This is a genomic window from Massilia sp. 2TAF26, from assembly GCF_052115005.1.
Classification (GTDB): domain Bacteria; phylum Pseudomonadota; class Gammaproteobacteria; order Burkholderiales; family Burkholderiaceae_D; genus Telluria.
Map to the genome: position 1 here is coordinate 69845 of NZ_JBFRFV010000011.1, position 24176 is coordinate 94020.

At 68.6% G+C, this 24176-nt stretch carries 22 protein-coding genes; 10 read left to right on the forward strand and 12 right to left on the reverse strand.

Features of this window, described 5'->3' with window-relative positions; all coding sequences use genetic code 11:
- Positions 1-3 precede the first annotated feature (3 nt).
- Positions 4-738 (forward strand): ribonuclease PH, encoded by a 735-nt coding sequence (rph, locus tag AB4Z32_RS13685; protein ID WP_442122399.1) that lies wholly within the window; start codon positions 4-6, stop codon positions 736-738.
- A gap of 12 nt (positions 739-750) precedes the next feature.
- On the opposite strand, the gene AB4Z32_RS13690 is transcribed toward rph, so the two are convergent.
- On the reverse strand, positions 751-873 hold the full coding sequence (locus tag AB4Z32_RS13690) for a hypothetical protein (protein WP_442122400.1): 123 nt from the start codon (positions 871-873) through the stop codon (positions 751-753).
- A gap of 13 nt (positions 874-886) precedes the next feature.
- Complete coding sequence (locus AB4Z32_RS13695) at positions 887-2095, reverse strand: cation:proton antiporter (RefSeq protein ID WP_442122401.1); 1209 nt, start codon at positions 2093-2095, stop codon at positions 887-889.
- Between the two features lie 259 nt (positions 2096-2354).
- Between AB4Z32_RS13695 and AB4Z32_RS13700 the strand changes: the two genes are divergently transcribed.
- On the forward strand, positions 2355-3425 hold the full coding sequence (locus AB4Z32_RS13700; RefSeq protein WP_442122402.1) for a glycoside hydrolase family 43 protein: 1071 nt from the start codon (positions 2355-2357) through the stop codon (positions 3423-3425).
- On the opposite strand, the gene AB4Z32_RS13705 is transcribed toward AB4Z32_RS13700, so the two are convergent.
- Positions 3422-3865 carry a nuclear transport factor 2 family protein gene (locus AB4Z32_RS13705; protein ID WP_442122403.1) on the reverse strand — a complete coding sequence of 148 codons (444 nt, stop codon included), beginning with the start codon at positions 3863-3865 and terminating at the stop codon, positions 3422-3424. The genes AB4Z32_RS13700 and AB4Z32_RS13705 overlap by 4 nt on opposite strands.
- Before the next feature lie 111 nt (positions 3866-3976).
- Between AB4Z32_RS13705 and rdgB the strand changes: the two genes are divergently transcribed.
- Together rdgB and hemW are read left to right on the forward strand one after the other, a co-directional pair.
- Positions 3977-4567, forward strand: a complete 591-nt coding sequence (gene rdgB, locus AB4Z32_RS13710; RefSeq protein WP_442122404.1) for an RdgB/HAM1 family non-canonical purine NTP pyrophosphatase — start codon at positions 3977-3979, stop codon at positions 4565-4567.
- Positions 4564-5820 carry a radical SAM family heme chaperone HemW gene (gene hemW / locus AB4Z32_RS13715; RefSeq protein ID WP_442122405.1) on the forward strand — a complete coding sequence of 419 codons (1257 nt, stop codon included), beginning with the start codon at positions 4564-4566 and terminating at the stop codon, positions 5818-5820. The genes rdgB and hemW overlap by 4 nt, the downstream gene beginning before the upstream one ends.
- Positions 5821-5828: 8 nt before the next feature.
- Here the strand turns inward: hemW and AB4Z32_RS13720 are convergent, their stop codons facing one another.
- A complete protein-coding gene (locus AB4Z32_RS13720) occupies positions 5829-7148 on the reverse strand; it encodes a carbohydrate porin (protein WP_442122406.1) in 1320 nt (439 codons plus the stop codon).
- Positions 7149-7346: 198 nt separating this feature from the next.
- Between AB4Z32_RS13720 and AB4Z32_RS13725 the strand changes: the two genes are divergently transcribed.
- Positions 7347-8540 (forward strand): aminotransferase class I/II-fold pyridoxal phosphate-dependent enzyme, encoded by a 1194-nt coding sequence (locus AB4Z32_RS13725; RefSeq protein WP_442122407.1) that lies wholly within the window; start codon positions 7347-7349, stop codon positions 8538-8540.
- Positions 8541-8561: 21 nt separating this feature from the next.
- Here AB4Z32_RS13725 and AB4Z32_RS13730 read toward each other — a convergent pair whose 3' ends face one another.
- Genes AB4Z32_RS13730 through AB4Z32_RS13745 form a run of 4 tightly spaced genes read right to left on the reverse strand, consistent with a single transcriptional unit; the run spans position 8562 to position 14491 of the window.
- Positions 8562-11678: an efflux RND transporter permease subunit gene (locus AB4Z32_RS13730; RefSeq protein WP_442122408.1), complete on the reverse strand. Its 3117-nt coding sequence runs from the start codon at positions 11676-11678 to the stop codon at positions 8562-8564.
- Positions 11668-12840: an efflux RND transporter periplasmic adaptor subunit gene (locus tag AB4Z32_RS13735; protein WP_442122409.1), complete on the reverse strand. Its 1173-nt coding sequence runs from the start codon at positions 12838-12840 to the stop codon at positions 11668-11670. The genes AB4Z32_RS13730 and AB4Z32_RS13735 overlap by 11 nt, the downstream gene beginning before the upstream one ends.
- A complete protein-coding gene (locus tag AB4Z32_RS13740; RefSeq protein WP_442122410.1) occupies positions 12837-14108 on the reverse strand; it encodes a TolC family protein in 1272 nt (423 codons plus the stop codon). Before AB4Z32_RS13740 ends, AB4Z32_RS13735 begins: the two co-directional genes overlap by 4 nt.
- Entirely contained in the window at positions 14105-14491 is a 387-nt protein-coding gene (locus AB4Z32_RS13745; protein ID WP_442122411.1) for a hypothetical protein, read from the reverse strand. Before AB4Z32_RS13745 ends, AB4Z32_RS13740 begins: the two co-directional genes overlap by 4 nt.
- Positions 14492-14723: 232 nt before the next feature.
- On the opposite strand from AB4Z32_RS13745, the gene AB4Z32_RS13750 reads away from it, so the two are divergent.
- The 5 genes from AB4Z32_RS13750 to AB4Z32_RS13770 all read left to right on the forward strand — a co-directional run bounded on the left by AB4Z32_RS13750 (position 14724) and on the right by AB4Z32_RS13770 (position 19141).
- A complete protein-coding gene (locus tag AB4Z32_RS13750; protein ID WP_442122412.1) occupies positions 14724-15425 on the forward strand; it encodes a response regulator transcription factor in 702 nt (233 codons plus the stop codon).
- The gene (locus AB4Z32_RS13755; protein ID WP_442122413.1) at positions 15406-16767 is read left to right on the forward strand and encodes an ATP-binding protein; all 1362 of its coding nucleotides are present in this window, start codon (positions 15406-15408) and stop codon (positions 16765-16767) included. Before AB4Z32_RS13750 ends, AB4Z32_RS13755 begins: the two co-directional genes overlap by 20 nt.
- Positions 16768-16775: 8 nt before the next feature.
- Positions 16776-17354: a DUF4337 domain-containing protein gene (locus AB4Z32_RS13760; RefSeq protein WP_442122414.1), complete on the forward strand. Its 579-nt coding sequence runs from the start codon at positions 16776-16778 to the stop codon at positions 17352-17354.
- A gap of 96 nt (positions 17355-17450) precedes the next feature.
- Positions 17451-18230 carry an ArnT family glycosyltransferase gene (locus tag AB4Z32_RS13765; protein ID WP_442122415.1) on the forward strand — a complete coding sequence of 260 codons (780 nt, stop codon included), beginning with the start codon at positions 17451-17453 and terminating at the stop codon, positions 18228-18230.
- Positions 18227-19141, forward strand: a complete 915-nt coding sequence (locus AB4Z32_RS13770; protein WP_442122416.1) for a hypothetical protein — start codon at positions 18227-18229, stop codon at positions 19139-19141. Before AB4Z32_RS13765 ends, AB4Z32_RS13770 begins: the two co-directional genes overlap by 4 nt.
- Before the next feature lie 12 nt (positions 19142-19153).
- On the opposite strand, the gene AB4Z32_RS13775 is transcribed toward AB4Z32_RS13770, so the two are convergent.
- The 4 genes from AB4Z32_RS13775 to AB4Z32_RS13790 form a co-directional block, all read right to left on the reverse strand.
- A complete protein-coding gene (locus AB4Z32_RS13775) occupies positions 19154-20782 on the reverse strand; it encodes a methyl-accepting chemotaxis protein (protein WP_442122417.1) in 1629 nt (542 codons plus the stop codon).
- A 123-nt stretch (positions 20783-20905) separates the two neighbouring features.
- Positions 20906-21634, reverse strand: a complete 729-nt coding sequence (locus AB4Z32_RS13780) for a haloacid dehalogenase type II (RefSeq protein ID WP_442122418.1) — start codon at positions 21632-21634, stop codon at positions 20906-20908.
- Between the two features lie 13 nt (positions 21635-21647).
- On the reverse strand, positions 21648-22637 hold the full coding sequence (locus AB4Z32_RS13785; RefSeq protein ID WP_442122419.1) for a M28 family peptidase: 990 nt from the start codon (positions 22635-22637) through the stop codon (positions 21648-21650).
- A gap of 110 nt (positions 22638-22747) precedes the next feature.
- Positions 22748-24169, reverse strand: coding sequence for an efflux transporter outer membrane subunit (locus tag AB4Z32_RS13790; RefSeq protein ID WP_442122420.1), 1422 nt, complete (start codon positions 24167-24169; stop codon positions 22748-22750).
- Positions 24170-24176: the final 7 nt, after the last annotated feature.

The window sequence follows — 24176 nt, forward strand, 5'->3', positions numbered from 1 at the left end:
CCAATGAGCTTCACTTCCCGCCCCAGCAACCGTACCGTCGACCAGCTGCGCGACGTCAGGCTGACCCGCCAGTACACCAAGCATGCCGAGGGTTCGGTGCTGATCGAATGCGGCGACACCAAGGTGATCTGCACCGCCAGCATCGAAGACAAGGTGCCCGGCTTCCTGAAGGGGAAAGGGCAGGGCTGGATGACGGCGGAATACGGCATGCTGCCGCGCTCGACCCACACGCGCATGGACCGCGAGGCGGCGCGCGGCAAGCAGTCCGGCCGCACCCAGGAGATCCAGCGCCTGATCGGCCGCTCACTGCGTGCGGCGTTCGACCTGCAGGCCTTCGGCGAGCGCACCCTGCACCTGGACTGCGACGTGATCCAGGCCGACGGCGGCACCCGCACGGCCTCGATCACGGGCGCGATGGTGGCGGCCTACGATGCCTTCAATGCCCTGGTCGGCCAGGGCCTGCTCGGCGCGGTGCCGGTCAAGCAGTTCGTGGCGGCGGTGTCGGTGGGCGTCTACAAAGGCATGCCGGTGCTCGACCTCGACTACATCGAGGATTCGGACTGCGACACCGACATGAACGTGGTGATGACCGATCTCGGCCACTTCGTCGAAGTGCAGGGCACGGCCGAAGGCGCGGCGTTCTCGCGCGCCGGCATGAACCGCCTGCTCGACCTGGCCGAGCTGGGTATCCGCGAGCTGGTGACCGTGCAGAAGCGGGCGCTGGGCCTGGCGGCGTAATCCGGCGGCAGATCAGAGGAACTTCAGCGCCGGCGGCCGCAGGCGCAGCGCGTCGACGAAGGGGTAGCGGCCCTCGGCCAGCAGCCGGTCGCGACAGGCCCTGATCAGGGATTTCGTGAGTCCCGTTCTCGCCATACGGTTCATGAAGTCAGGAGCTGGCCTGATTGACCAATCCGCGGTTCTGCGCCCGGTTCAGCTTCGGGTGCACCACGGGTGTCGTCAGCATGGTACTGCCGACCGCCATCAGCAGCAAGGCCGTGAAGGTCTCGCTGGTGATGATCTGCTTGTCGAGCAGGATGTTGGCGAAGATGATCTCGATCAGGCCCTTGGTCTGCAGCAGCCAGCCGATGATCGAGGCCTCGCCATCCTTCCACTTGAGGACCTTGCCGGCGATGCGGGCGCCGGCCAGCTTGCCGGCCACCGACGCGAACAGCAGCAGGCCGCCGACGAAGAACACCTGGTAGCCGCCCAGGTCCCACTTGGTGCGCAGGCCGGTGCTGAGGAAGAACACCGGCATCAGCACCAGCAGCACGTTCTTGAACAGGGCGTCGAGCTGGTCCTGGCCGAACCACTCGGCGTCCATCACCACGCCGGCCAGGAAGGCGCCGACCATGAAGTGCAGGCCGGCCCAGTCGGCGCCGAAGGAGCAGGCGATCAGCCAGATCACGGCGACGTACCAGCGGTCGCTGCGCGGCAGGCGCGCCATCAGGCGGCGGAACAAAACGGTCAAGATGGCGAACGCGAGCAGGAAGCCGAGCTGGCGGCCCACGCGTTCCCAGTCGAGCATGATCAGCGCCAGCACGCCCCAGATGGCGACGTCGTCGAGGCTGGCGTAGCGCAGGATGCGCTGGCCCATCGGCTGGCGCAGGATGTCGAGTTTCTCCATCAGCAGCACCAGCACCGGCAGCGCGGTCACCGCGCAACCCATGCCGGTGCCCAGCATGAACTGCCAGGTCGCGGCCTTCGGTCCCATCCAGCCTTCGTAATGGACCAGCAGGAGGGCGGCGCCGCAGCCGAACAGCAGCGGCATGCCGAGCGACAGGCCGGCCGCGGTCGCGCTTTCGCGGCGGTACTGCCAGACCTTCTTGAGGTCGAGTTCGACGCCGGCCAGCATCACGAACAGCATCACGCCCCATTGCGCGACGCCGTTCAGGGTCTTCACGACGTCGGGATTGAAGACGAAGCGGTGGTATTCGGGGAAGAGGGCACCGACCACGCCCGGCCCCAGCACGATGCCCATGATGATCTGGACGATGGCCAGCGGGGCGAAGTAATCGGTCCTGAAGAGACGCCAGACCAGGTAGGGCGCGACGAAGATCAGCAGCATCGCGAGCAGGAAGATTTCGGTGGTGCTCATGGGTCTCCTCGGGATTACGTAATCATGTAATGGCGGGATGCTAGCGAACAATTAACACGATGCAAAGCAATTTCCGGTGGAAATGGGAGCGTTTCCAAACAGCCTCCATGTCTTGATAGGTAAATAGCGGCGGCAAATGATTCGTTTATCGCGAAACCACGAAACAGACGTGGACGAGCGGCGCTTTCGGAACATTCGCCTTTTTCGTCGGCGATAATAGTTTTGGGAATGACCACTTCGACTGACATCGATGAGAGTGATGAAAAAGTATCCACGTCTCGTAAGCCACGCCGCGATCTCGCTGTGGATGGCCGCCGCCGGCACCCTCGCACAGGCGGCCAACCCGATCGTCCCCGGCTGGTACGCCGATCCCGAAATCCGCATCTTCAAGGGCCAGTACTGGATCTACCCGACCTATTCCGACGACTACGGCAAGCAGGACCGTTCCACCCGCTTCACGGCCGCGCAGGAGAAGATGCGCGCGCAGAAGGAGCTGATCTGGGAGCCCTACCTGAAGCAGACCTTCCTCGACGCCTTTTCTTCCCCTGACCTGGTGCACTGGACCAGACATCGCCACGTGCTCGACGTCGAAAACGTCGCCTGGGCCGCCTACGCGGTCTGGGCGCCGTCGGCGATCGAGCACAAGGGCAGGTACTACCTGTTCTTCGGCGCCAACGACATCAAGAGCAACGGCCAGCCGGGCGGCATCGGCGTGGCCGTCAGCGACCGCCCCGAGGGACCGTTCAGGGATGCCATCGGCAAGCCGCTGATCGGCGAGATCGTCAACGGCGCCCAGCCGATCGACCAGATGGTGTTCAGGGACGACGACGGCCAGTTCTATATGTACTACGGCGGCTGGAAGCACGCCAACGTGGTCAGGCTGGCGCCGGACCTGCTGAGCGTGCTGCCTTTCCCCGGCGGCACGACCTACAAGGAAATCACGCCCGACCCCGACTATGTGGAAGGCTCCTTCATGGTCAAGCGCAAGGGCGTGTACTACCTGATGTGGTCGGAAGGCGGCTGGACCGGGCCCGACTACCGCGTCGCCTATGCGATGGGTTCCTCGCCCGTCGGGCCGTTCAAGCGCATCGGCACGATCCTGGCGCAGGACGGCAAGATCGCACGCGGCGCGGGGCACCATTCGGTGGTGAACGTGCCGGGGACCGACGACTGGTATATCGTCTATCACCGCCGGCCGCTGGGCGACGACAACGGCCACCACCGCGAGATGGCCATCGACCGGATGATCTTCAATGAGGACGGCACGATCCGGCCGGTGGTCATGAGCAATGAAGGGGTGGCGCCACGTCCTCTCGGCCCTGGCGTTTAATGGTGCAGCTGGCTCGGCATGGAAGGCTGGGCGGACTGGTCTGAACGGAAAGCCCGTTCGCCGGCCGCCGTGTCGGCATGCGCTTCGAATCGGATCACCTTGCCGTCACGCATGGTGAACGCGTGGATGAAGGGGGTATCGAAACTGCGTCCGGTCGGCTTGGCCTGCCACGTGGCATGCCCGAGGACGATGACCTTGTCGCCTTCCGCCACGAATTCCCGCGGTTCGAAGCGCAGGGCTTGCGCATTGGCGTCCAGCCGGGAAAAGAAATCCGCAATGCCTTGCTTGCCGTGGAAGGTGCCGGCGAAGGGGATGTATTCCGAGTCCGGGCTGGTCCATTCCGCATTGTCGTCGCAGCGTTCGATCACGCCGCGGATGTCGCCGTTCAGGAACAGACGGTAAGCTTCCTGTATCACTTGCTTGTTTTGTTGTGCGTCCATGACATCTCTCCAGTGACTCGGCCCCATGTGGCCGATGAATCAGCCTAGTACCGCACCCGGATAAGTCAAGACGGCTAAAATATGGCCTTCCCCGCGCTTTCCAACAAGACCATGACCCAACGCCTCATCCTTGCCTCGAATAACGCAGGCAAGCTCAAGGAATTTGCCCAGCTGCTGTCCCCGATCGGCTTCGAACTGCATCCGCAGGGCGAATTCAACGTTCCCGAAGCGGAAGAGCCTTTCGGCACCTTCGTCGAGAACGCCCTGCAGAAGGCCCGCCACGCCTCGCGCCTGACCGGCCTGCCGGCGCTGGCCGACGATTCCGGCGTGTGCGTGAACGCCCTCGGCGGCGCGCCCGGCGTATACTCGGCGCGCTATGCCGGCGAGCCGAAGTCGGACGCCCGCAACAACGAGAAGCTGATCCAGGACCTCGCAAGCCACGCCGACAAGTCCGCCTATTACTACTGCGTGCTGGTCTATGTGCGCCACGCCGACGACCCGCAGCCGGTGATCGCCGACGGCATCTGGCGCGGCCGGATCGTGGATGCGCCGCGCGGCGCCAACGGCTTCGGCTACGACCCCCATTTCCTGATCCCGGAACTGGGCAAGACCACCGCCGAGCTGGAGCCGGCCGAAAAGAACGCGATTTCCCACCGGGGCCAGGCGATCCGCGCACTGGTCGACAAGCTGAAACTGAAATGATCCCGATTAAACCCGTCGGCAACGGCGTCCCGGCCGGCACTCGCAGTTCGAACGACATGCGTTCCCCGGCCACCGCCGCCCTGCAATACCTGCAGCCTGGTTCCCTGAACCTGGCGGCGCTGCCGCCGCTGTCGCTGTACATCCACTGGCCCTGGTGCGTGCGCAAATGCCCCTATTGCGACTTCAACTCGCACGAATCGAAGGGCTTGGCCCCGGAACAGGAATACCTGGACGCGCTGCGCGCCGACCTCGAACAGTCGCTGCCGCTGATCTGGGGCCGCAAGATCCACACCGTGTTCATCGGCGGCGGCACGCCCAGCCTGATGTCGGCGGCCGCGCTGGACCGCCTGCTGTCCGACCTGCGCACCCTGCTGCCGCTGGAGATCAATGCCGAGATCACGATGGAAGCGAATCCCGGCACCTTCGAGGCCGAGAAGTTCAAGGCCTACCGCGCCAGCGGCATCAACCGTCTGTCGATCGGCATCCAGAGCTTCAACGGCAGGCACCTGCAGGCCCTGGGCCGCATCCATGACGAGAACGAAGCGAGGAAGGCTGTCGAGATCGCGCAGGCCAACTTCGACAACTTCAACCTCGACCTGATGTTTGCGCTGCCCGGGCAGACATTGGATGAGGCAAAGCGCGACATCGATACCGCGCTCTCCTTCGCGCCGCCCCACCTGTCGCTGTACCACCTGACGATGGAGCCGAACACGGTGTTCGCCAAGTATCCGCCGCAGCTGCCCAGCGACGACGAGAGCGCCGACATCCAGGACATGATCCTCGAGAAGATGGCGGGGGCAGGGTATGAGCACTACGAGGTCTCGGCCTATGCCAAGCCGGGACACCGGGCGCGCCACAACCTGAATTACTGGAGCTTTGGCGACTATCTCGGCATCGGCGCCGGCGCCCACTCCAAGCTGTCCTTCCCGCACCGCGTGCTGCGCCAGGTGCGCTACAAGCAGCCGGCTTCCTTCATCGAGGCGGCGCAAAAGGGCAATGCGGTGAGCGAGGAGCACGAGATCGCGCGCGCCGACATGGGCTTCGAGTTCATGCTCAACGCGCTGCGCCTGACCGGCGGCTTCGATCCGAACCTGTTCGGCGAGCGCACCGGGCTGTCCATCACCATGATCGAGAAGGCCCTCAACGAAGCCGAAGCGAAAGGCCTGATCGACCGCGATTTCAAGCTCATCAAGCCGACCGAGCTGGGACAGCGCTTCCTCAACGACCTGCAGGAGATGTTCCTGGCGGACTAGTACTGATTTTAGTACGACAGGTGCAGGCGCAGCGAGCCGACGTCGACCGGCCCGCGCGCCCGGTTGTAGCCGGGGTTGGCGATGTGCTGGAAGTCGAGCGTCAGCTCGACACCCTTCGCGAGCGGAATCTTGTAGTAGGCCTCGGCGATCGATTCCGGGCGGTAGTCGAGGCGGCCGTCGCCGATGAAGGCACCGACGCCGCCGGCGGCCAGGTAGGCGCGGTGCGCGGCCGACAGGCCGTTCCTCACGACGGCCAGGCCGAGGCTGTCGCCGGCCCGGCCCCAGGCCGCGCCTTGCAGCGTGACCCCGGCGGAGACGGAACGCTCGATCTCGGCGAAGGCATAGGTCTCCGAGCGGCCGTCGTTCCAGCTGGCGCGCGCGAACACGCCCGCATTCTCGCCGAGCGCCTGTTCGGCGCTCACCCCGAATCCGGTCTTGCTGCGTTCGCGGCGCACCTGCCCCACGTCCGGAATGCCGCCGTCCGCCGCCGCCAGCGCATCGCGAAAGCCGCCCATGCGCGCGCGGTCGCGGAAAGCCAGCAGGCGCAGCTTGCCGGGCTGGCCCAGCCAGGAGGTGGCGCGTTCGACTTCGAGCTGGTCGCCGTAGTGGCGGAAGATGCGCTTGTCGAGCGGCAGGCCGTTCGATTCGGCCGGCATCATGAAGCGTCCGGCGCGTACCGCCCACGGACCGTCGTAGTACTCGAGCGCCGCGCCCCAGGTATAGCCGCGGGCATCGGCCGCGAAGTCCCATGCCCCATGCGCCAGCAGGGCCCAGTTCATGAACTCGCTGCGGGCGTCGTGGGCATAGGCGTTGTTGTCGAAGATGTCGCTGACGGCCAGGTTGCCGGCCGTGAGCACCAGGCGCCGGCTATCGACCGCACCCGCCAGCTGGTTCAGGTCGGATTCCACCGCCTGCCGTTCGCCGCCCAGGTTCCAGGTCTGGCGCAGGAACAGGCGCGCGCGGTACAGCGTCGGGTTGGGGCCGCTGGTCTTCTGCTGCTCGCCGTTGCTCATGCCGCCCAGGCCGTGCAGGCCAGAGAAGGCCTTGCCCTGCACCAGTTCCGGGTCGAGATAGAGTTCGCCCCCGGCCCAGGGGCGCAGGCCGAAGGCGGCGGTGGCGCTGAAGGAATAGCCGGTCTCGCGCTGCGGCGACAGGCTGTTCGGCCCGCTGTAAGCGGCAGGGAAGGAAGGCTTGAGCTGCCAGACCCAGGTGGCCTGGGCGTGGGCATTCCAGGTTTCTTCCCGCGGCAGTTCGTCGGCGCGCGCGCCCGCCGGGGCCAGCGCGGCCAGCAGCAGCCAGGCGGCTTGTTGTTGGGTAAAACGGAACATCGGAATCTCACTTCGTGACAGCGCACGCATGATAGCCGCGTCGTATGACGGTGTCATTACAGATTGGTCATCCGTGCGTGCTTACAACGACATTACCGAACCGTAATATTTCCACTGTTCAGCCGCACCTATACTGCACGCACTCCGCACGTGGGCCTTTGGCCCCGCCATCCTTCTTCACACCGCCACACGATCACCATGCACGACCTGAGCGATATCGCCGACTGGCTGCGAAGCCACGCCATCCATCACGAATCGGCGGTGCACGACACGCTGCCCGACCCGGTGTTCCGGGTCAACGGCGAAGCGGCCGTCTCCTTCAGCACCAACAATTACCTTGCACTGGCCAACCATCCGCGCCTGGTCGATGCCGCCAAGGCCGGCCTCGATCGCTATGGCGTCGGCAACTGCGAGTCGCGCCTGCTGGGCGGCGACCTGCCGGTGTACCGCGAGCTGGAGCGCCGCCTCGGCGCCCTCAAGCACAAGACCGACGCGGTGCTGTTCGTCACCGGCTACATGACCAATATCGGCGTGCTGTCGACCTTGACCAAGGCCGGCATGCTCGCGCGCCTGCACGGCTACCGCGCCAAGACGCGGCGCAAGTACGCCTATTTCACGGACGAGTACAACCACATCAGCATCCGCGAGGGCATCCTGATGTCGGGCGCCGTGCGCCACACCTACCGCCATGCGGACATGGACCACCTGGAATCGCTGCTCAAGGCGGCCGACGGCTACAGCCCGATCATCGTCAGCGACGGCGTGTTCAGCATGGAAGGCACGATCGCGCCGCTGCCCGAGCTGACCCAGCTGGCCGAGCGCTACGGCGCCATCCTGTACATCGACGATGCCCACGCCACCGGCGTGCTGGGCGCGAACGGCGGCGGCACCTCCGAACACTTCGGCTGCTACAGCCCGACCATCATGCAGATGGGCACGCTGAGCAAGGCGCTCGGCGCGATCGGCGGCTTCGTCGCCCTCGAGCGCGAGATGGCCGACGTGCTGCGCCTGACGAGTTCCGCCTACGGCTTCACCTGCCCGCCGCCGCCGGACCAGGCCAACGCCCTGCTGGCCGCGCTCGACATCCTGCAGGAAGAGCCGGAGCGCCGCGCGCGCCTGTGGGACAACCAGCGTTACTTCGTCGAGCGCATGCGTCCGCTCGGCTACGAGTTGACCTCGACCGCCACGCCGATCGTGCCGGTGCTGATCGGCGATGCCGCGCGCTGCCAGCATTTCGCGCGCGCGCTGCGGGCCGAGGGCGTGCACGTCGACGCGATCCAGTTCCCGGCAGTGCCGGTGGGTCAGGCGCGCCTTCGCTTCATGCTGAACGCGGCGCATACGCGCGAGCAGATCGACCACGTGGTGTCCGTGATGGCGCGCCTGAGCGCCTGACCTGCCCGCCAATTTCCCTCCTCAAGTTACCGGCTCCTCGGCCGGTTGCGCCGGCGCCGCGGCCTCGCGGCGCGGGCCGCGTCCGGAAAAATACGGATAGGCCAGCGGCAGCAGCACCAGCGTGAAGATCGTCGCCGAGACGATGCCGCCAACGATCACGACGGCGAACGGGCGCTGGGTTTCCGAACCGATTCCATGCGACAGCGCGGCCGGCAGCAGGCCCAGGCCGGCCATCAGGGCCGTCATCAGGATCGGACGCAGGCGGCCCACCGCACCTTCCACTGCGCTGTGCCACGGCGCCATGCCGCCGCGCGCCACCTCGACGATCTGCTCGACCAGGATCACGCCGTTCTGGACCGAGATGCCGGCCACGGCGATCAGGCCGACCGCCGCCGAGATCGAGAAATGCAGTCCGGCCAGGGCCAGTCCAGCCACCGCGCCGACCAGCGTGAACGGCACGATCGCCAGCACCAGCAAGGCCTTGGGCACCGAGCGGAAGGCGCCGAACAGCAGCGCGAAGATCAGGAAGGCGGTCAGCGGCACGATGATGCGCAGGCGCCGCAGCGCGCGCTGCTGGTTCTCGAACTGGCCGCCCCACACGATCCGGTAGCCGGGCGGCAGCTGCAGCTGCGCGGCCACCTTGGCCTGCGCTTCGGCGACGAAGCTGCCCTGGTCGCGGCCCAGCAGGTTGGCCTTTACGGAGGCGTTGCGCTGGCCGCCTTCGCGGCTGATGCGGGCGGCGCCCTGGCGGGTGCCGATCCGGGCGATGTCGGCCAGGCGCACGCTGCCGGCCGCGCCTGGCAGGCTGACCTGCAGCGCGCCGATGCCGTCCAGCGAATCGCGGGCCTTCTCGTCCAGGCGCAGGGTCAGGTCGAAGCGACGGTCGCCTTCGTAGAACTGGCTGACGGCGATCCCGCCCAGCGCGGCCTGGATCGCGCCATTCACGTCCGCGACGTTGAGGCCGAGGCGGGCGATGCGCTCGCGGTCGATGGCGATATCGAGTTCGCTCTGGCCGCCGATGCGCACCGCCTCGACGTCGGCGGCGCCGCGGATCCCGCGCAGGATCTCGGCCACCTGTTCCGCCTTGCGGCCGAGTACCGCGAGGTCGGGGCCGTACAGCTTGACCGCGATCTCGCCCTTCACGCCGGACAGGGCTTCCTCGACGTTGTCCTCGATGACCTGGGAAAAATTCGTCGGCACGCCCGGCAGCGCATGGATGCGGCGCGAGATGTCCGCGACCAGCGCTTCCTTGTCGGCGAAGCGCCACTCCTGGTGCGGGCGCAGGTCGGCCAGGACCTCCATATTGTTCGGTCCCTTGGGATCGGTGCCGTCATCCGGCCTGCCGACGTGCGCGACGATATTCCCGACCTCGGGGTAGGACTGCAGGATGGCGCGCACCCGGTGTTCGATGCCGCTGGTGGTCTCGAGCGAGCTGGAGGTCGGCAGCTCGATGGTCAGCCACAGGTTGCCTTCGTCCAGCTTCGGCAGGAATTCGCTGCCCAGCAGGGGCGCCAGCGCCAAGGTCAGCGCCAGCAGCGCGGCGGAGGCGCCGAACACCGCAAGCCGGTGCGCGTGGGCGCGCAGCAGGAAGGCGCGGTAGGCCCGCTGCAGCCGCGCCAGCCAGGCATTCGGCCGCTCGCGCAGCGGGCTGGCGCGGTGGGCCCAGGCCAGCAGTGCGGGCAGCAGCGTCATGGTCAGCAGCAGGGCGCCCAGCATCGCGAAGCTGAGCGTGAACGCGACCGGCGAGAAGATCTTGCCTTCGACGCGCTGGAAGGTGTAGATGGGGATGAAAGCGACCACGATCACGGCCTTGGCGAACAGGATGGGCTGGCCCAGGCCGGCCACCGTGTCCCTGACCGCCGCTTCCGCGGATGGCGGGTGGGCGGCGCGCGCCTGCAGGTGCAGGCGCACCAGCAGCGCCTCGACCAGCACCACGGCGCTGTCGATGATGATGCCGAAGTCGACCGCGCCGAGCGAGATCAGGTTGGCCGGAATCCCGCGCGCGTCGAGCACGATGAAGGCGCACAGCAGCGACAGCGGGATCACGGCGGCCACGATCAGGGCGGCGCGCCAGTTGCCGAGAAAGATGACGAGGATCGCGATCACCAGCAGCGCGCCCACCACCAGGTTCTCGGCCACGGTGCGTACCGAATGCCCGATCAGCTCGCTGCGGTCGTAGATGGTGCGGATGCGCACGCCCGGCGGCAGCCGCGCGCCGAGCTGCTCCACCGCCTGCTTGACGTCGGCCACGACCTTGGCCGCGTTCGCGCCTTTGCTCATCTGGACGATGCCTTCGACCACGCTGTCCGCGCGGTTGAACGACACGATGCCGGAACGCGGGCTGTGGCCGACCTCGACCCGGCCGACGTCCGACACCAGCACGGTGCGGCCGTTGCTGGCGCTGACCACGGCGCGGCCGATGTCCTCGATGCGCTCGAAGATGCCGATGCCGCGCACCACCAGGGACTCGTCGCCGCGGCGCACCAGGCCGCCGCCGGCGTTGGCGCTGGCATTGTTCAGGGCCTGGCGCACCTGGTCCAGGGTGACGCCGTAGCGGTTCAGGGCCAGCGGATCGACCAGTACCTGGTATTCCTTGACGGTGCCGCCGAAGCTGACCACGTCGGCCACGCCCGGTACCGAGCGCAGCGCCGGGCGCAGCACCCAGTCCTGCAGCGCCCTGGCCTCGTTGCCGGGCATGTCCGACGGCACCTCGAGCACGTAGCGGAATACTTCGCCGACCGCGGTACTGAGCGGCGCCAGGGCCGGCTGCACGCCGGCCGGCAGGGTCACGTTCTGCAGCCGTTCCAGCACCTGCTGGCGGGCGAAATAATCGTCGGTGCCGTCGGCGAAGGTGAGGGTGATCACCGACAGTCCGCCGATGCTTACGGAACGCAGCTGGGTCTGGCGCGGCACGCCGCTCAGCTCGCGCTCGATCGGCAGGGTCAGCACCCGCTCCACTTCCTCGGCCGCCTGGCCGGGCAGCTGGGTCACCACCTGCACCTGCACGTCCTGCACGTCGGGAAAGGCTTCGATCGGCAGGTCGTCCAGCGCATGCCAGCCGACCGCCGCCAGGCAGGCGGTCAGGAACAGCACCGCCACCCGCTGGCGCAGCACCAGGTCGATGAACTTAGCCAGCATGGTTCGACGCCTCCGCATTGAGCAGCAGCGCTCCTTCCGTCACGATCAGCTCGTGCGAGTGCAGGCCGGTATCGATATAACTGTGGGTAGCGCCGCCGAGTGCCACGCGCACGCGCCGCTTCTCGAACGTGCCGCGGTCGCGTTCGACGAACACGTAGGTGTACAGGCCTTCGGTCACCAGTGCGGTGTTCGGCACCGGCAGGGCTTGCGCCGCGCCAGCCGCGGGCACGAAGGCGACGCGGGCGAACATGTCGGGCTTCAGGCTGCCGTCTGGATTGTCCAGTTCGCATCTCACCTGCACCCGCCGCGAGACCGGATCGACCGCCACCCCGATGCGCTTGATGCGGCCGTGGAAGCTTTTACCCGGGAAGGCATCGGTCTCCACCAGCACCGGCTGGCCGGGGCGCAGCGAGGCGGCCACGCGCTCGGGCACGTCGGCGATCACCCACAGGTGGCGCAGGTCGCTGATCACCAGTAGCGGATTGGCCTGGTCCGGCCGCACTTCCTGGCCGATGTTGAGCTGCCGGTCGGCGACGGTGCCGGCGATCGGCGCGCGCAGGCCGAAACGGCCGTCCACCTTGCCTTGCGCATGCAGGTTGCCGATTCGCTGGCGCGCGCGGCGCGCCTCGGCGTCGGCCTGGCGGTAGTCGGCGTCCGCGTTCTCGACGTCCTTGCGGGCCAGCACGTCGGCCTCGACCAGCATCCGGGTACGCGCCAGCGCCAGCCGCTTGCGCTCTTCGTCGGCGGCGGCCTTGCGTTCGTCGGCCTGGGCGCCGGCCAGGTCGGGCGAATCGAGTTCCGCCAGCAGCTGCCCGGCGCGCACGCTGTCGCCGACGTCGACCCGCTGGGCCGTGACGCGGCCCTGCACCGGCGAGGCGATCCGGCTGGTGCGGTCCTCGTCGTAGGCGATGCGGCCGGCGACCGGCTCGGCCACGGGCAGGGCCTGGGCGCTGACCGGGACGATGCGGAGGAAGGACATCTGGGCGCCGCCATCGGGCAGGCTGAAAAGTTGATCCTGGCCGGCGCGCGAAGCCGCCTGCGCTTGCGCCTGCGTCCGTGCCTGCGGCGCCGGTTCCGCGGCGGGGCGCATGGCGTACCAGCCGAGCCCGGCGGCGAGGAGGGCAAGCGCCAGCGGCGCCAGTCGTTTCTGATTCTTCGTCATGGGTGCTCTCGTGAGAGGGCGGCGTCGAGGGCCGCCAGGGATTTGGCGAAATCGGCGTGCGCCGCCAGCGCGTCGAGCTGGGCGGCGCGCCAGGCGCGGCGCACGTCCAGCACGTCCATTACGCCGATGGCGCCGTGCGCAAAGGCGAATTCGGCGGTGTCGTCGGCCTTGCGCGCGGCCGGCAGCAGTTCGCCGTCGTAGCGTTCGACGCGGCGGGCGCCGGCTTCGGCCTGGGCTCTCGCCTTGCCGATCTCGGCGCGTGCGTTCTGCCGCGTCCGGGCCAGGTTTTCCTCGGCGGCGTCGAGCGCGGCGGCGGCGCTGCGGATCTCGCCCTGCATGGCGTAGCGCACGAACAGCGGCACCTGGACCGACACCCCGATGCTGTTGCCGCTGCCCTGGGGATTGGCGGCGCTGGCCGGGTAGTGGTCGACCTGGACACCGACCGTCAGGTCGCGCGTGCGTCCCGCCAGCGCCAGCTCGTGCGCCGTCCGGGCCGCCTGCACGCGCGCACGCGCGGCGGCGACGTCGGCGCGCGCTTCGATCGCGGCGTCCGCAGCCRCTTCCAGCACCGCCGGCGGCAGCGCTGCGGGCCAGTCGTCGGCCGCGCTCAGCGCCGCCGCGTCGTCCAGGCCGAGCAACAGGGCCAGCGCGCGCCGGGCCTGGTCGAGGTCGGCGGTGGCGTCGTCGGCATCGTTGTGCACGCGCAGGGTGTCGATGCGCAGGCGGGCCGTATCGGCGCCGGCCAGGTCGCCGGCGCGGCGGCGCGTCTCGGCCGCCTGCATCGCATGGTCGGCCAGCGCCGCGGACTCGGCGGCGATCCCGGCGCGGCGCTGGGCCGCCAGCAGGTCGTAATAGGCGCCGGCGACGTCGCGCCGCAGCTGGCGCCGCGCGTCCGCGAGATCGAAGCGTGCGGCCTGCTCCAGCTGCCCGGCGGCGGCGGCGCGCAGCCGCCGCTTGCCGCCGCGTTCGATCAGCTGGTCGACGCGCACCGCGCTGTCGACGGTCTTGCTGCGCAGCGGACCGGAGCCGATGCCGGCCGCCGGATTGATGTTCATGGTTTGCAGCGTCAGCACCGGATTGGGCGCGGCAGAGGCGCTGGTCACGGCCGCGGCCGCGCTGTCGACGGCGATCGCGGCGGACTTCAGGTCGTGGTTGCGGCCGTAGGCCAGCGCCAGCGCCTCGTCGAGACGCAGGGCCTGGGCGGCGGCCGGGCCGGCGGCCAGCCAGCAGGCCAGCAGCGGCAGGATGGTCTTGCGCAAAGGTTTCACTGCCGGCCCCCCAGATCGGCGGCCGGTGGGGACAGCACACGCTCGACGCGCGCCAGCCGCCCGCCGCGGCAGTCCTGCGGCCACAGCTCGACCTCGTCGCCCGGCTGCGGCGCCAGGCCTTCCGCTACCGTCGCGACGGTCTCACGGTGCAGGCGCACGCCGCGGTAGCGTACCCGCACGTAGCGTCGGTCCGCCTGCCAGTCCCAGCCATCCGGAACGCAGGTCCGCGCTTCGGCTTCGGCCGCCTGCGGGCCAAGTGTCGCCAGCACCCTGGCGCGGCGGGCGCCATGGTCCCAGTCAACCTCGCCGTGGCCGAGGGCCTGGACGCACGAAGCCAGGCAGCCGCAGGCCGCCAGGCCGATGATGAGTGAGCCAATACGCATGCTATCCTCTGAGGAAAATACGCGCGGAAAATTCGCGCTGGACAGCCACGCATGATAGGCAGGCGCAAGCGGGGCGAGATTACCATCGAGTAATCATTACGAAGTCTTAATCCGGCCAGGGCTTGCCGTTGCAGAAACGCCCAGCTTACCGATCGGTAATGCCGGGCAATCCGCAGCTCGCCTATACTGCCTGTTCGAGCCGGCATGCCGCCGGCCCCTTTTTTCTATTGCCATGCCACATTGTCTTGTCATCGAAGACGACGCCGAAACCTGCAGCTACCTGCGCACCGGCCTTGAGTCCGCCGGCTATACCGTGGTCACGCTCGACAATGGCACCGACGGCAGCCGCGAGCTGCGCGAACGCCACTGGGACATCGTGGTGCTCGACCGCATGCTGCCCGGCCAGGTCGACGGCGTCGGCATCCTCGAGGAATTGCGCGGGCGCGGCGACACCACACCGGTGCTGATCCTGAGCGCCCTGAGCAGCGTCGACGAGCGCGTGCGCGGCCTGCGCGCCGGCAGCGACGATTACCTGGTCAAGCCCTTCGTCATGTCGGAACTGCTGGCGCGCGTGGCCAACCTGACGCGGCGGGCCAGCTGGGCGCACGAGGTCAGCCAGCTGCAGGTGGCCGACCTGCAGCTCGACCTGCGCACCAACCGCGTCACGCGGCGTGGCGTGGCGATCCTGCTGCAGCCGCGCGAATTCCGCCTGCTGGAATACCTGATGCGCCACGAAGGCCATATCGTCACCCGCACCATGCTGCTGGAAGGGGTGTGGGACTACCACTTCGATCCGCAGACCAATGTGATCGACGTGCAGATCAGCCGCCTGCGCAGCAAGATCGACAAGGACTTCGACCCGCCGCTGATCCACACGGTGCGCGGCGCCGGCTATGTGCTGAGCGCCTCAGGCTATGGCCCGTCTGCGGCTTAGCCTGCGCGGCTCGATCGTCGCGCGGCTGGCGGTCGGCTACGGCCTGCTGGTGGCGCTGTCGGTGGCGGTGCTGTCGACGGTCTTCTATGCCGGCACCGTGGGCGTGTTCGAACGTTCGATGGACAACAAGATCCAGGCCATCGCGCTGCGCCTGGTCAGCGCGTGGAATGCCGGCAGCGACGCCGAGCTGATACGCCAGATCGACCTGCAGCTGCACGACCGCATCGACAGCGACACCGAACTGGTCGGCCTGCTCGACGGCAGCGGCCATCTGCTGGCCGGCAACCTGCCGCCCTGGCAGGGCAAAGCGCCGCAGGGCCAGCTGGTGTTCGACACGATGAAGCGCAGGAAGGGCGTCGTGTCGGTGCGCCTGCTGGCCATGCCGCTCGGCGGCGGCCGGCAACTGGTGGTCGGGCGCGATCTCAGCGAACTCGACGCCATCCGCGAGGTGGTCGAGCGCGCGCTCCTGATCAGCGCCTCGATCTCGCTGCTGCTGGCCTTTGCCGGGGCCTTGCTGTTCCGGCGCCAGATCGACGCCCGTATCGGCCATATCCGGCGCACCGCCGCGCGCATCGCCGCCGGCGAACTGTCGAGCCGCATCGCGGTGCAGGGCAATGACGAGTTCGCGCGCCTCGGCACCGACATCAACCAGATGCTCGACCGTATCGAGTCCCTGATGGAAGGTGTGCGCCATGTGTCGAACTCGATCGCGCACGACCTGCGCACGCCGCTGGGCCGGGTGCGCAGCCGCCTCGAGCGGGCGCTCGCCGCCACCGCCGATCCCCAGGCCCTGGTCGGCGACGCCCGCCTGGCGATCGAAGAAATCGACAACGTGATCGGCCTGTTCGACAAGCTGCTGCAGATCGCGGCCGCCGAGAGCGGCGTGCGGACCCGCTCCTTCGGCCAGGTCGACATCGCCGCCATCGCGCGCGACATGGCCGAGCTGTACGAAGCCTCCGCCGAGGAGCGCGGCATGGTGCTGCGCTATGTCGGCACCGGGACGCCGAGCGTGCGCGGCGACCGCGACCTGCTGGCGACGGCGCTGGCCAGCCTGATCGACAACGCCATCAAGTACGCCCCCGCCGGCACCTGGGTCGACGTCGGCGTGTACGCCAGCCAGGAAGAAACGGTGGTGTCGGTGCGCGACTACGGCCCGGGCGTGCCGGAAGCCGATATCGGCAAGCTGTGCGAACGCTTCTACCGCGTCGATCAGAGCCGCCACCTGCCGGGCAACGGCCTCGGCCTGTCGATCGTGACCGCGATCGCCCAACTGCACGGCGCCGGCCTGCGCCTGCGCAACGCCGGACCGGGGCTGGAAGCCAGCCTGGTTTTCCGCGATTAGGAGCCGCCATGGACGACGACGATTACGAAGTGCCCAGTCCGCACGAGCATGCGCTGGAAGAAGCCGCCGAGCGCGAACGCGACGGCCTGGCGCAGAAGGTCGCGCTGATGACGGCGATCCTGTCGACGGTGGGCGCACTCATCAACTACCAGAGCGGGAACGCGCAGACCGAGGCGATGTTCCTGAAGAACGAGAGCATCCTGAAGCAGGCCCAGGCCAGCGACCAGTGGGCCTATTACCAGGCCAAGTCGACCAAGGCGCAGATCGCCGGCGTCGCCGCGGCGCTGGCCACCGAGCCGGCGCAGCGCCAGCGCTTCGCCGACGTGCGCGACAAGGAAGACCGGGCGCGGATCGGGGTGCAGCGCACGGCGGAGAAGCTGCAGGAGGAATCGCGCCAGCTGGCGGCGGAGTCCGACGCCAAGCTGCGCCCGCATGAGCGGCTGGCCCTGGCGCTGAGCTGCGTGCAGATCGCGGTGGCGCTGGCGGCCATCACGGTGCTGACGCGGCGGCGCTGGCTGCTGTGGGGCGTCGGGCTGTCGGCACTGGCTGGCTTCGGCGCCGCGGCCTCCGCGTTCCTCGTTTCCTGACGATGCATGAGCTGCTTCAAAGATGACTAATCTGTAACCCATGCTTACGGCATGCGGGACTAGAATCACCTGCAGTCTTTACGCACTGGGTCATCGATGGATTACGAGTCTTCCCTGATTGAACGTGAAAGGCCGCCGGTTCGCGGCGCCGCCGAGGCCGGACGGCGCCCGGCGGACCCGGCGCCGTCCGCGGGCGGGTTCGAGCGCAGCCGCTTCGTGCTGGCCGGCTCGAGCCGGGCCTTCGCCTGTTTCATCCTCCTGTATGCCTTGCCCGGCCTGCTCGGCCACGAGCCGTGGAAACAGGACGAAACCTATATCGCGGAAATCGTGCGCAGCATGTCGGCCACGGGCGACCTGGTGGTGCCGACCATGGCCGGCGAAACCTTCCTCGAAAAGCCGCCGCTGTTCTACTGGCTTGCCGCGGCGCTCGCCCGGATCTTTGCCGGCGTTCTCCCGATGTGCGACGGCGCCCGTCTGGCGGCCGGGGTCTTCGTCGTGCTTGCCTGCGGCGCGGTCGCGCGCTGCGGGCGCCGCTGGCGCGGGCGCGAGTTCGGACGCACCGCGGTCTTCGTGCTGCTCGCCTGCGTGGGACTGGAAACCTACGCCCACCTGATGCTGACCGACCTGGCCTTGCTGGCCGGCGTGGCGGTCGGACTTGCCGGCCTGCCGCGATGGCGCCAGTCGCCGGTTGCGAGCGGGCTCGAAATCGGCACCGGCGTCGGCATCGGCTTCCTGGCGAAAGGGCTGCTGGCGCCGGCGTGCCTATCTGCGTACCGGGCTGGCGGCCCTGGCCGCGGCGCTGCCCTGGCTCCTGATCTTGGCCGGCCGTCCTGTATGCCCGTTCGCCAGCGCTGTTTGCCGACTGGTTCTGGGTGAACAACATCGGGCGCTTCGTCGGCTTTGCCGTTCCCGAGCTGGGCGCGGCGCACGACAGCGGCTTCTGGTCGAGGAATCTGTGGTGGGTGACGCTGCCGGCGCTGCCGCTAGCCCTGCTGAGCCTGTGGCGCGAACGGCGCACCCTGCGCACCAACGAACTGCTGCAGGCCAACCTGGTCATGGCAGGGGTGATCCTGGGCGTGCTGGTCCTGTCGGCTTCCGCACGCGGCGGCTACGCCTTGCCCTTGCTGATCCCGCTGTCGCTGCTCGGTGCGTCCAGCGCCGTATCGCCCGGTGCACGCCTGGAACGCGCATGGCGCGGCGCCGCCCGGCTGGTCTTCGGCGCCGTCGCTGCCTTGCTGTGGCTGACCTGGGCCTATGTCATGTTTTCGGGCGATCCGCTGCACCTGCATGGCTTGTATGCCCAGCTGCCGCCGGTGCCGGACCGGCATCTCGATGCCGCCGTCGTCGGCGCCTGCGCGCTGGCGAGCGCGGCTGCGCTGGCGCTGATGTTCTGGCGCGCGCCCCGCCAGGTCGCACTGCAGACATGGGCGGTCGGTCTCGCCCTCTGCTGGCTGTTGGCGGCAGGCCTGTTCACTCCCTGGGTCGACCAGGTCAAATCCTACCGGGACGTCTTCACCTCGATGCGCCCCTTCCTGGCGCCGGGTGCGGAGTGCGTCGCCAGTCCCGGACTCGGGGAGAGCGAGCGGGCGATGCTGCGCTATTACACCGGCGTGGTCACGCAGAGAGTGGAGTCGAAGCAGGCCGCCGATTGCCGCCTGCTGCTGGTGGAAGACTGGCGCGGCGAGGCGCCCCGCCGGGTCGACGGCCGGCGGTGGGTCGCGGTATGGGAGGGGACGCGGCCGGCCGACGACCGCGAGCGATTCCGGCTGTACCGGCGCCGGCCTTAGCCGGCGCAGGCCTTAGTCAGCGGCGGCTGGTGCGGCAAGGCGGGACGCCGTAGGCGCCGGACGGACGCCGGGCTGGCGTCCACTGGCCGTCTCCGCCAGGCGGAACCGGCGCATCAGCTGCTCCAGGCGTACCGACTGGTCCTGCATGCTGGAGGCGGCGGCGGCGGCTTCCTCGACCAGGGCCGCGTTCTGCTGGGTGGCCTGGTCCATTTGCGTGATCGCCGCGTTGACCTGGTCGATGCCGGCGCTCTGCTCGCGGCTGGCGGCGGTGATCTCGGCCATGATGTCGGCCACGCGCGCCACGCTGGCGACCACTTCCTCGATCGTGGCGCCGGCCTGCTGCACCAGCGTCGTGCCATTGTTCACCTGGGCGACCGAATCGCCGATCAGGGCCTTGATCTCGCGCGCCGCGGTGGCCGAGCGCTGGGCCAGGTTGCGCACTTCGGAGGCCACGACGGCGAAGCCGCGGCCCTGTTCGCCGGCGCGCGCCGCCTCGACCGCCGCGTTCAGCGCCAGGATATTCGTCTGGAAGGCGATGCCGTCGATGACGCCGATGATGTCGACGATCTTGCGCGAGGCGCCGTCGATGGCGCCCATGGTATCGACCACCTGGCCGACGATCTCGCCGCCGCGCGCGGCCACCTGCGAGGCCGCCTGCGCCATCTGGTTGGCCTGGGTCGCGTTGTCCGCGTTGTGACGCACGGTGGAGGTGAGTTCTTCCATCGAGGCCGCGGTTTCTTCCAGCGAGCTGGCCTGCTGTTCGGTGCGCGCCGACAGGTCGAGGTTGCCGCTGGCGATTTCGGTCGATCCGGCGGCGATCGTCCGCGAACCGGCCTGCACCTCGGCCACGACCTTGGCCAGGCCGTCGCTCATGGATTGCATCGCGCGCATCAGGGCGCCGATCTCGTCGCGGCGGCCGTGGTCGTAGGACCCGGTGAGGTCGCCGGCCGCCACGGTTTCGGCCGCACGCACGGCGCGCGACAGCGGACGGACGATGCTGCGCGTGATCGCCACCGCGGCGAATGCGCCCAGCACGATCATCAAAGCGTTCAATAGCAGCACCAGGCGGGAATGTTCCTCATAGGTGGCGCGGCTGTCGCGGGTCATTGCGTCGATGGTGCGGCGCTGGATCGACAGCAGTTCCTGCAGAGCGGCGGAATAGGCCTGGGCGGCGGGGGCGAAGCCCTCGTCGTAGCGGCGCTCGGCGGTCGCGGAGTCGCCGGCCTTCTTGGCATTCATCACCTCGACCTTGGCGGCCTGGTATTTGGCGCGCAGGGCCTGCACTTCCTGCAACTTGGCCTTTTCTTCCGGAGAAACGAGCAGGGGCTCGACCTTCTTGATGATCTCGGTGCTGCGGGTGACGCTGTCGGCGATGTCCTTGGCGAAGACGGTGCTGAGGGTGTTGTCGGTGCTGCGCGCAATCAGCGAGGTGCGCACGATCGCGGAATAGGTGTTCACGTTCCAGTCGGACACCATGCGTTCCTTGGCCAGCGGCACGGCCAGCATCCTTTCGGTGGCCTCGGCGTTGGCGCGGGCGGTCATGAGGGCGGAAGCGGTGGCGATGGTGGCGAGCACCAGGATCAGGGCAAAAGCGACGGCGAGGCGGGTGCCGATGCGCGTATGGCGTAGCAGGTACTTCATGTGTCTCCCATGGTTTTTGTTGTAGGGAAAGTATGCGATATTTACTTGTGGTATGGAAATTCTTTCGAGCGAAGGGCGCAATCTGTGGCAATTTTGCCGCGTCCGAGATCTGTTCAATATTTCTCAGGCGCAGCCAAGAATATCCGCCACCTCGATGAGCGAATCGGCAACCACGTCCCAGTCTTCCTCGGCCCGCAGGTCCTGGTCCTGGTCCGGTCCATACTCGTGCGGCCGGCGCACGAACACGGTGTGCATTCCCAGCGCCCGCGCGGCCCGCAGGTCGCCGTTGTGGGCGGCCACCAGCGCCGCCTGGCCGGGCTCGAAGCCGGCCGCTTCCAGCGATTTCAGGTAGGTGGCGGGCTGCGGCTTGTAGCTACGCGAAATCTCCGCGCCCAGGATGGCGTCCCAGGGCAGGCCGCCGAAGCGGGCCAGTTGCAGCATGCCGGCGATATGGCCGTTCGAGATCGGTGCGATGGCGAAGCGGCGCTTCAGGCGCGCGAGGCCGTCGGCGACATCCGGCCACGGGTCCAGCCTGTCCCAGGCGCGGGTCAGCTCGGCCAGGTCCTGCTCCGGAATATCGTCGACCGCCACGCCATGGCCGGCGAGCAGCCGCTCCAGGTTTTCGCGCTGCAGGACGTCGAGCCGGACCCAGGGCCGTTCGCCCGAACGCACGCTCTCCATTGCCGGCTGGTACAGCGCGCGCCAGGCGTTGGCAAAGTCGAAGGGATCGAGTGCGATGTCGTAGCGCTCCAGGAAGGGCGCGGCCGCGCGCGCCACGCCCGAACGCCAGTCGACCACCGTGCCGAACACGTCGAAACCGAGGAAGCCGACCTGCTGCAGCCTGCAATTCATGTCCGCTCCCGGCTCAGCCCTGGGCGCCGGCTGCCAGCGCCACGATGGTGCGCGCCAGGCCCTCCAGCACGCGCGCCGTGGCGGTGTAGTCGAGGCTACCCGGCGTGTCACCGGCCTGGTCGCCGGCATCCATCTTGTAGTAGGGATAGCGCAGGAAGGCGGTGTCCGTGACCATGACGGCGGGATAGCCGGCGTGCCCATAGGACGCGTGGCCGGACAGGGTCACGCCCTGCACATAGGCCGGTGCGGCCAGGCCGTAGGAGGGCAGGTCGGAAGTCGCCCGGAAAGCGGACAGGGCATCCTGTACCCGGCGCGAGGATTCGAGCGTGCCGACGTAGGCGATGAAGCTGCCGGCGTCCGGGCTGCCGGTGTCCGGACGTGCGGCATCCTCCTTCGCGCCGGGCGGGAGTTTGCGGCCGTGGCGCCGCAGCGCGTACCATCCGGCGTCGTGCGGCGCCGGCGCGTCTTCGAGCCGCTGCGCGCTGCCCGGTTCCCCATCCCTGGACCAGGACGGCTCTTCGTCGATGAAGAACACGAACTTCACTTCGGTGCCCTGACTGGGCCGCAGGTCCTTCAGCAGGCGCGCCAGCTCCAGCACCGCCGCGGTGCCGCTGCCGTCGTCGTCGCCCGGCGCCGGGTCGCAGCGCGCGCCGACGATGAAGATGCGCGTCGGCCTGGCGCCGGGCGCGAGATTCGATACCGCGACCTCGATATTGCGCACGAGGCGGGGCGCATGCGGTCCGCCGGCCTGGTAGCGCTGCCGCCGGATCGCGTAGCCGTCGCCGCGCAGCACGTCCTCGATGTAGCGCGCGGCCCGTTCCCGCCTGGCCGGAGTGGCCGCGCCGCGCTCGCCGGCATCGATGGCGGCCACGTGGGCGCGCAGGCGCGAGGCCAGCGGGATCTCCGGCACCGCGGCGCCGGGGCTCACGGTGAACAGCGCCAGCACCACCAGCAGGACGATGGCGACCAGGGCTTTCCAGTGTGCGCGCAGAAAGATTCGCATGACATGAAGACGCCGCAAAAAGAGACCGGGGCCGGCCTGCGATTTCATGATACCGAAATCACAAGCCGGCCCCGGTAGGGCGCTTTCAATTACGCGGAGTAACTCAGAGCTCAGCGCGCCGCGGTCGTGTTCCCCGCCGGCTCGGTCCAGCCGCCGCCGAGCACGCGGTACAGCGTGACCTGGTTCTGCAGTCGCGCCAGGTTCGCTTCGATCGCCTGTTGCTGGGCGGTGAACAGCGAACGCTGGGCATCCAGCAGGTCGAGGTAGCTGGCGGTGCCGTTGCGGTAGCGCAGGTCCGACAGGTTGAAGCGGTCGCTTTCCGCTGCCGCCACGGCCTGCTGGGCGCGCAGCTGCTCGCTGAAGGTGGCCTGGCCGGCGAGGGCGTCCGAGACTTCGCGGAAGGCGGTCTGGATCGACTTCTCGTAGCGGGCCACGGCGATGTCGCGGCCGGCAACGGCGCTCTCGACGCCGGCGCGGCGGGCGCCGAAGTCGAACAGCGGCAGGATCGCCTGCGGTGCGAAGCTCCAGCCGAAGGAGCCGGACTTGAACAGGCCCGACAGCTCGGAGCTGGCGCTGCCGGCGCTGCCGGTCAGCGAGATGCGCGGGAAGTAGTTCGCGCGCGCCGCGCCGATGTCGGCATTCGCCGCGATCAGCTGCTGCTCGGCCGAGCGGATGTCCGGACGCGCGACCAGCAGGTCGGACGGCAGGCCCGCCGGCAGGTCCGGCAGGTTGGTTGCCGCCAGGGTCGCGCCCGGCGGCAGGTTGTCCGGAATGGTCTGGCCGACCAGCAGGGTCAGCGCATTCGTGTCCTGCGCGATAAGGCGCTGCTGCTGGGCCAGCACGGTGCGGGCCTGTTCGACCAGCGAGACCGCCTGCTGCAGGTCGAGCTTGGAGATCACGCCGTTATCGAAGCGCAGCTGGGAGAGGCGCAGCGATTCCTCGCGCGTCTTGAGGGTCTGCTGGGTCAGGTCCAGCAGTTCCTTGTCGGCCAGCAGGGCCAGGTAGGTATTGGCCACCGTGGCGATCAGGCTGATCTGCGCCGTCTTGCGTGCTTCCTCGGTCGCCAGGTATTGCGCCAGCGCCGCATCGCTCAGGTTGCGCACGCGGCCGAACAGGTCCAGCTCGAAGGCGGACACCGACAGGCCGGCCTGGTAGACGCTGGTCAGGGGCGCGTCGCCGGGCGTCGAGGCGCGGTTGGCGGTCAGGCCCGCATTAACCTGCGGGAAACGCGCCGCCCGCTGGATCTGGAAGGCGGCGCGCGCCTGCTCGATGTTCAGGATCGAGACGCGCAGGTCGCGGTTGTTCGCCAGCGCCATCTGGATCAGCTGCTGCAGGCGGGCGTCGGCGAAGAAGCGCTGCCAGGCGATGTTGGCCGGGGCCTCGGCCGCCACCGGGTTGCCGCTGTGGACGGTGCCTTCCACGGTCGGGAAGGCGCCGGCCACCGGCGCGGCCGGGCGCTCGTACTTGGGCGCCAGGTTCACGCAGCCGGTCATCAGCATGGCCAGGGCCAGGGGAGTCAGGACTTTTTTCATGGTTCCG

Excerpts from the sequence above, each read along its gene's own strand:
- AB4Z32_RS13725 (WP_442122407.1), top strand. The coding sequence starts at position 7,347 with ATGCACGACCTGAGCGATATCGCCGACTGGCTGCGAAGCCACGCCATC.
- AB4Z32_RS13705 (WP_442122403.1), bottom strand. The coding sequence starts at position 3,865 with ATGGACGCACAACAAAACAAGCAAGTGATACAGGAAGCTTACCGTCTG.
- AB4Z32_RS13790 (WP_442122420.1), bottom strand. The coding sequence starts at position 24,169 with ATGAAAAAAGTCCTGACTCCCCTGGCCCTGGCCATGCTGATGACCGGC.
- AB4Z32_RS13720 (WP_442122406.1), bottom strand. The coding sequence starts at position 7,148 with ATGTTCCGTTTTACCCAACAACAAGCCGCCTGGCTGCTGCTGGCCGCG.
- rph (WP_442122399.1), top strand. The coding sequence starts at position 4 with ATGAGCTTCACTTCCCGCCCCAGCAACCGTACCGTCGACCAGCTGCGC.
- AB4Z32_RS13735 (WP_442122409.1), bottom strand. The coding sequence starts at position 12,840 with ATGACGAAGAATCAGAAACGACTGGCGCCGCTGGCGCTTGCCCTCCTC.
- AB4Z32_RS13700 (WP_442122402.1), top strand. The coding sequence starts at position 2,355 with ATGAAAAAGTATCCACGTCTCGTAAGCCACGCCGCGATCTCGCTGTGG.
- AB4Z32_RS13745 (WP_442122411.1), bottom strand. The coding sequence starts at position 14,491 with ATGCGTATTGGCTCACTCATCATCGGCCTGGCGGCCTGCGGCTGCCTG.
- AB4Z32_RS13765 (WP_442122415.1), top strand. The coding sequence starts at position 17,451 with ATGGATTACGAGTCTTCCCTGATTGAACGTGAAAGGCCGCCGGTTCGC.
- AB4Z32_RS13780 (WP_442122418.1), bottom strand. The coding sequence starts at position 21,634 with ATGAATTGCAGGCTGCAGCAGGTCGGCTTCCTCGGTTTCGACGTGTTC.
- AB4Z32_RS13750 (WP_442122412.1), top strand. The coding sequence starts at position 14,724 with ATGCCACATTGTCTTGTCATCGAAGACGACGCCGAAACCTGCAGCTAC.
- AB4Z32_RS13755 (WP_442122413.1), top strand. The coding sequence starts at position 15,406 with ATGGCCCGTCTGCGGCTTAGCCTGCGCGGCTCGATCGTCGCGCGGCTG.
- AB4Z32_RS13695 (WP_442122401.1), bottom strand. The coding sequence starts at position 2,095 with ATGAGCACCACCGAAATCTTCCTGCTCGCGATGCTGCTGATCTTCGTC.
- AB4Z32_RS13730 (WP_442122408.1), bottom strand. The coding sequence starts at position 11,678 with ATGCTGGCTAAGTTCATCGACCTGGTGCTGCGCCAGCGGGTGGCGGTG.
- rdgB (WP_442122404.1), top strand. The coding sequence starts at position 3,977 with ATGACCCAACGCCTCATCCTTGCCTCGAATAACGCAGGCAAGCTCAAG.
- hemW (WP_442122405.1), top strand. The coding sequence starts at position 4,564 with ATGATCCCGATTAAACCCGTCGGCAACGGCGTCCCGGCCGGCACTCGC.
- AB4Z32_RS13690 (WP_442122400.1), bottom strand. The coding sequence starts at position 873 with ATGGCGAGAACGGGACTCACGAAATCCCTGATCAGGGCCTGTCGCGAC.
- AB4Z32_RS13785 (WP_442122419.1), bottom strand. The coding sequence starts at position 22,637 with ATGCGAATCTTTCTGCGCGCACACTGGAAAGCCCTGGTCGCCATCGTC.
- AB4Z32_RS13775 (WP_442122417.1), bottom strand. The coding sequence starts at position 20,782 with ATGAAGTACCTGCTACGCCATACGCGCATCGGCACCCGCCTCGCCGTC.
- AB4Z32_RS13760 (WP_442122414.1), top strand. The coding sequence starts at position 16,776 with ATGGACGACGACGATTACGAAGTGCCCAGTCCGCACGAGCATGCGCTG.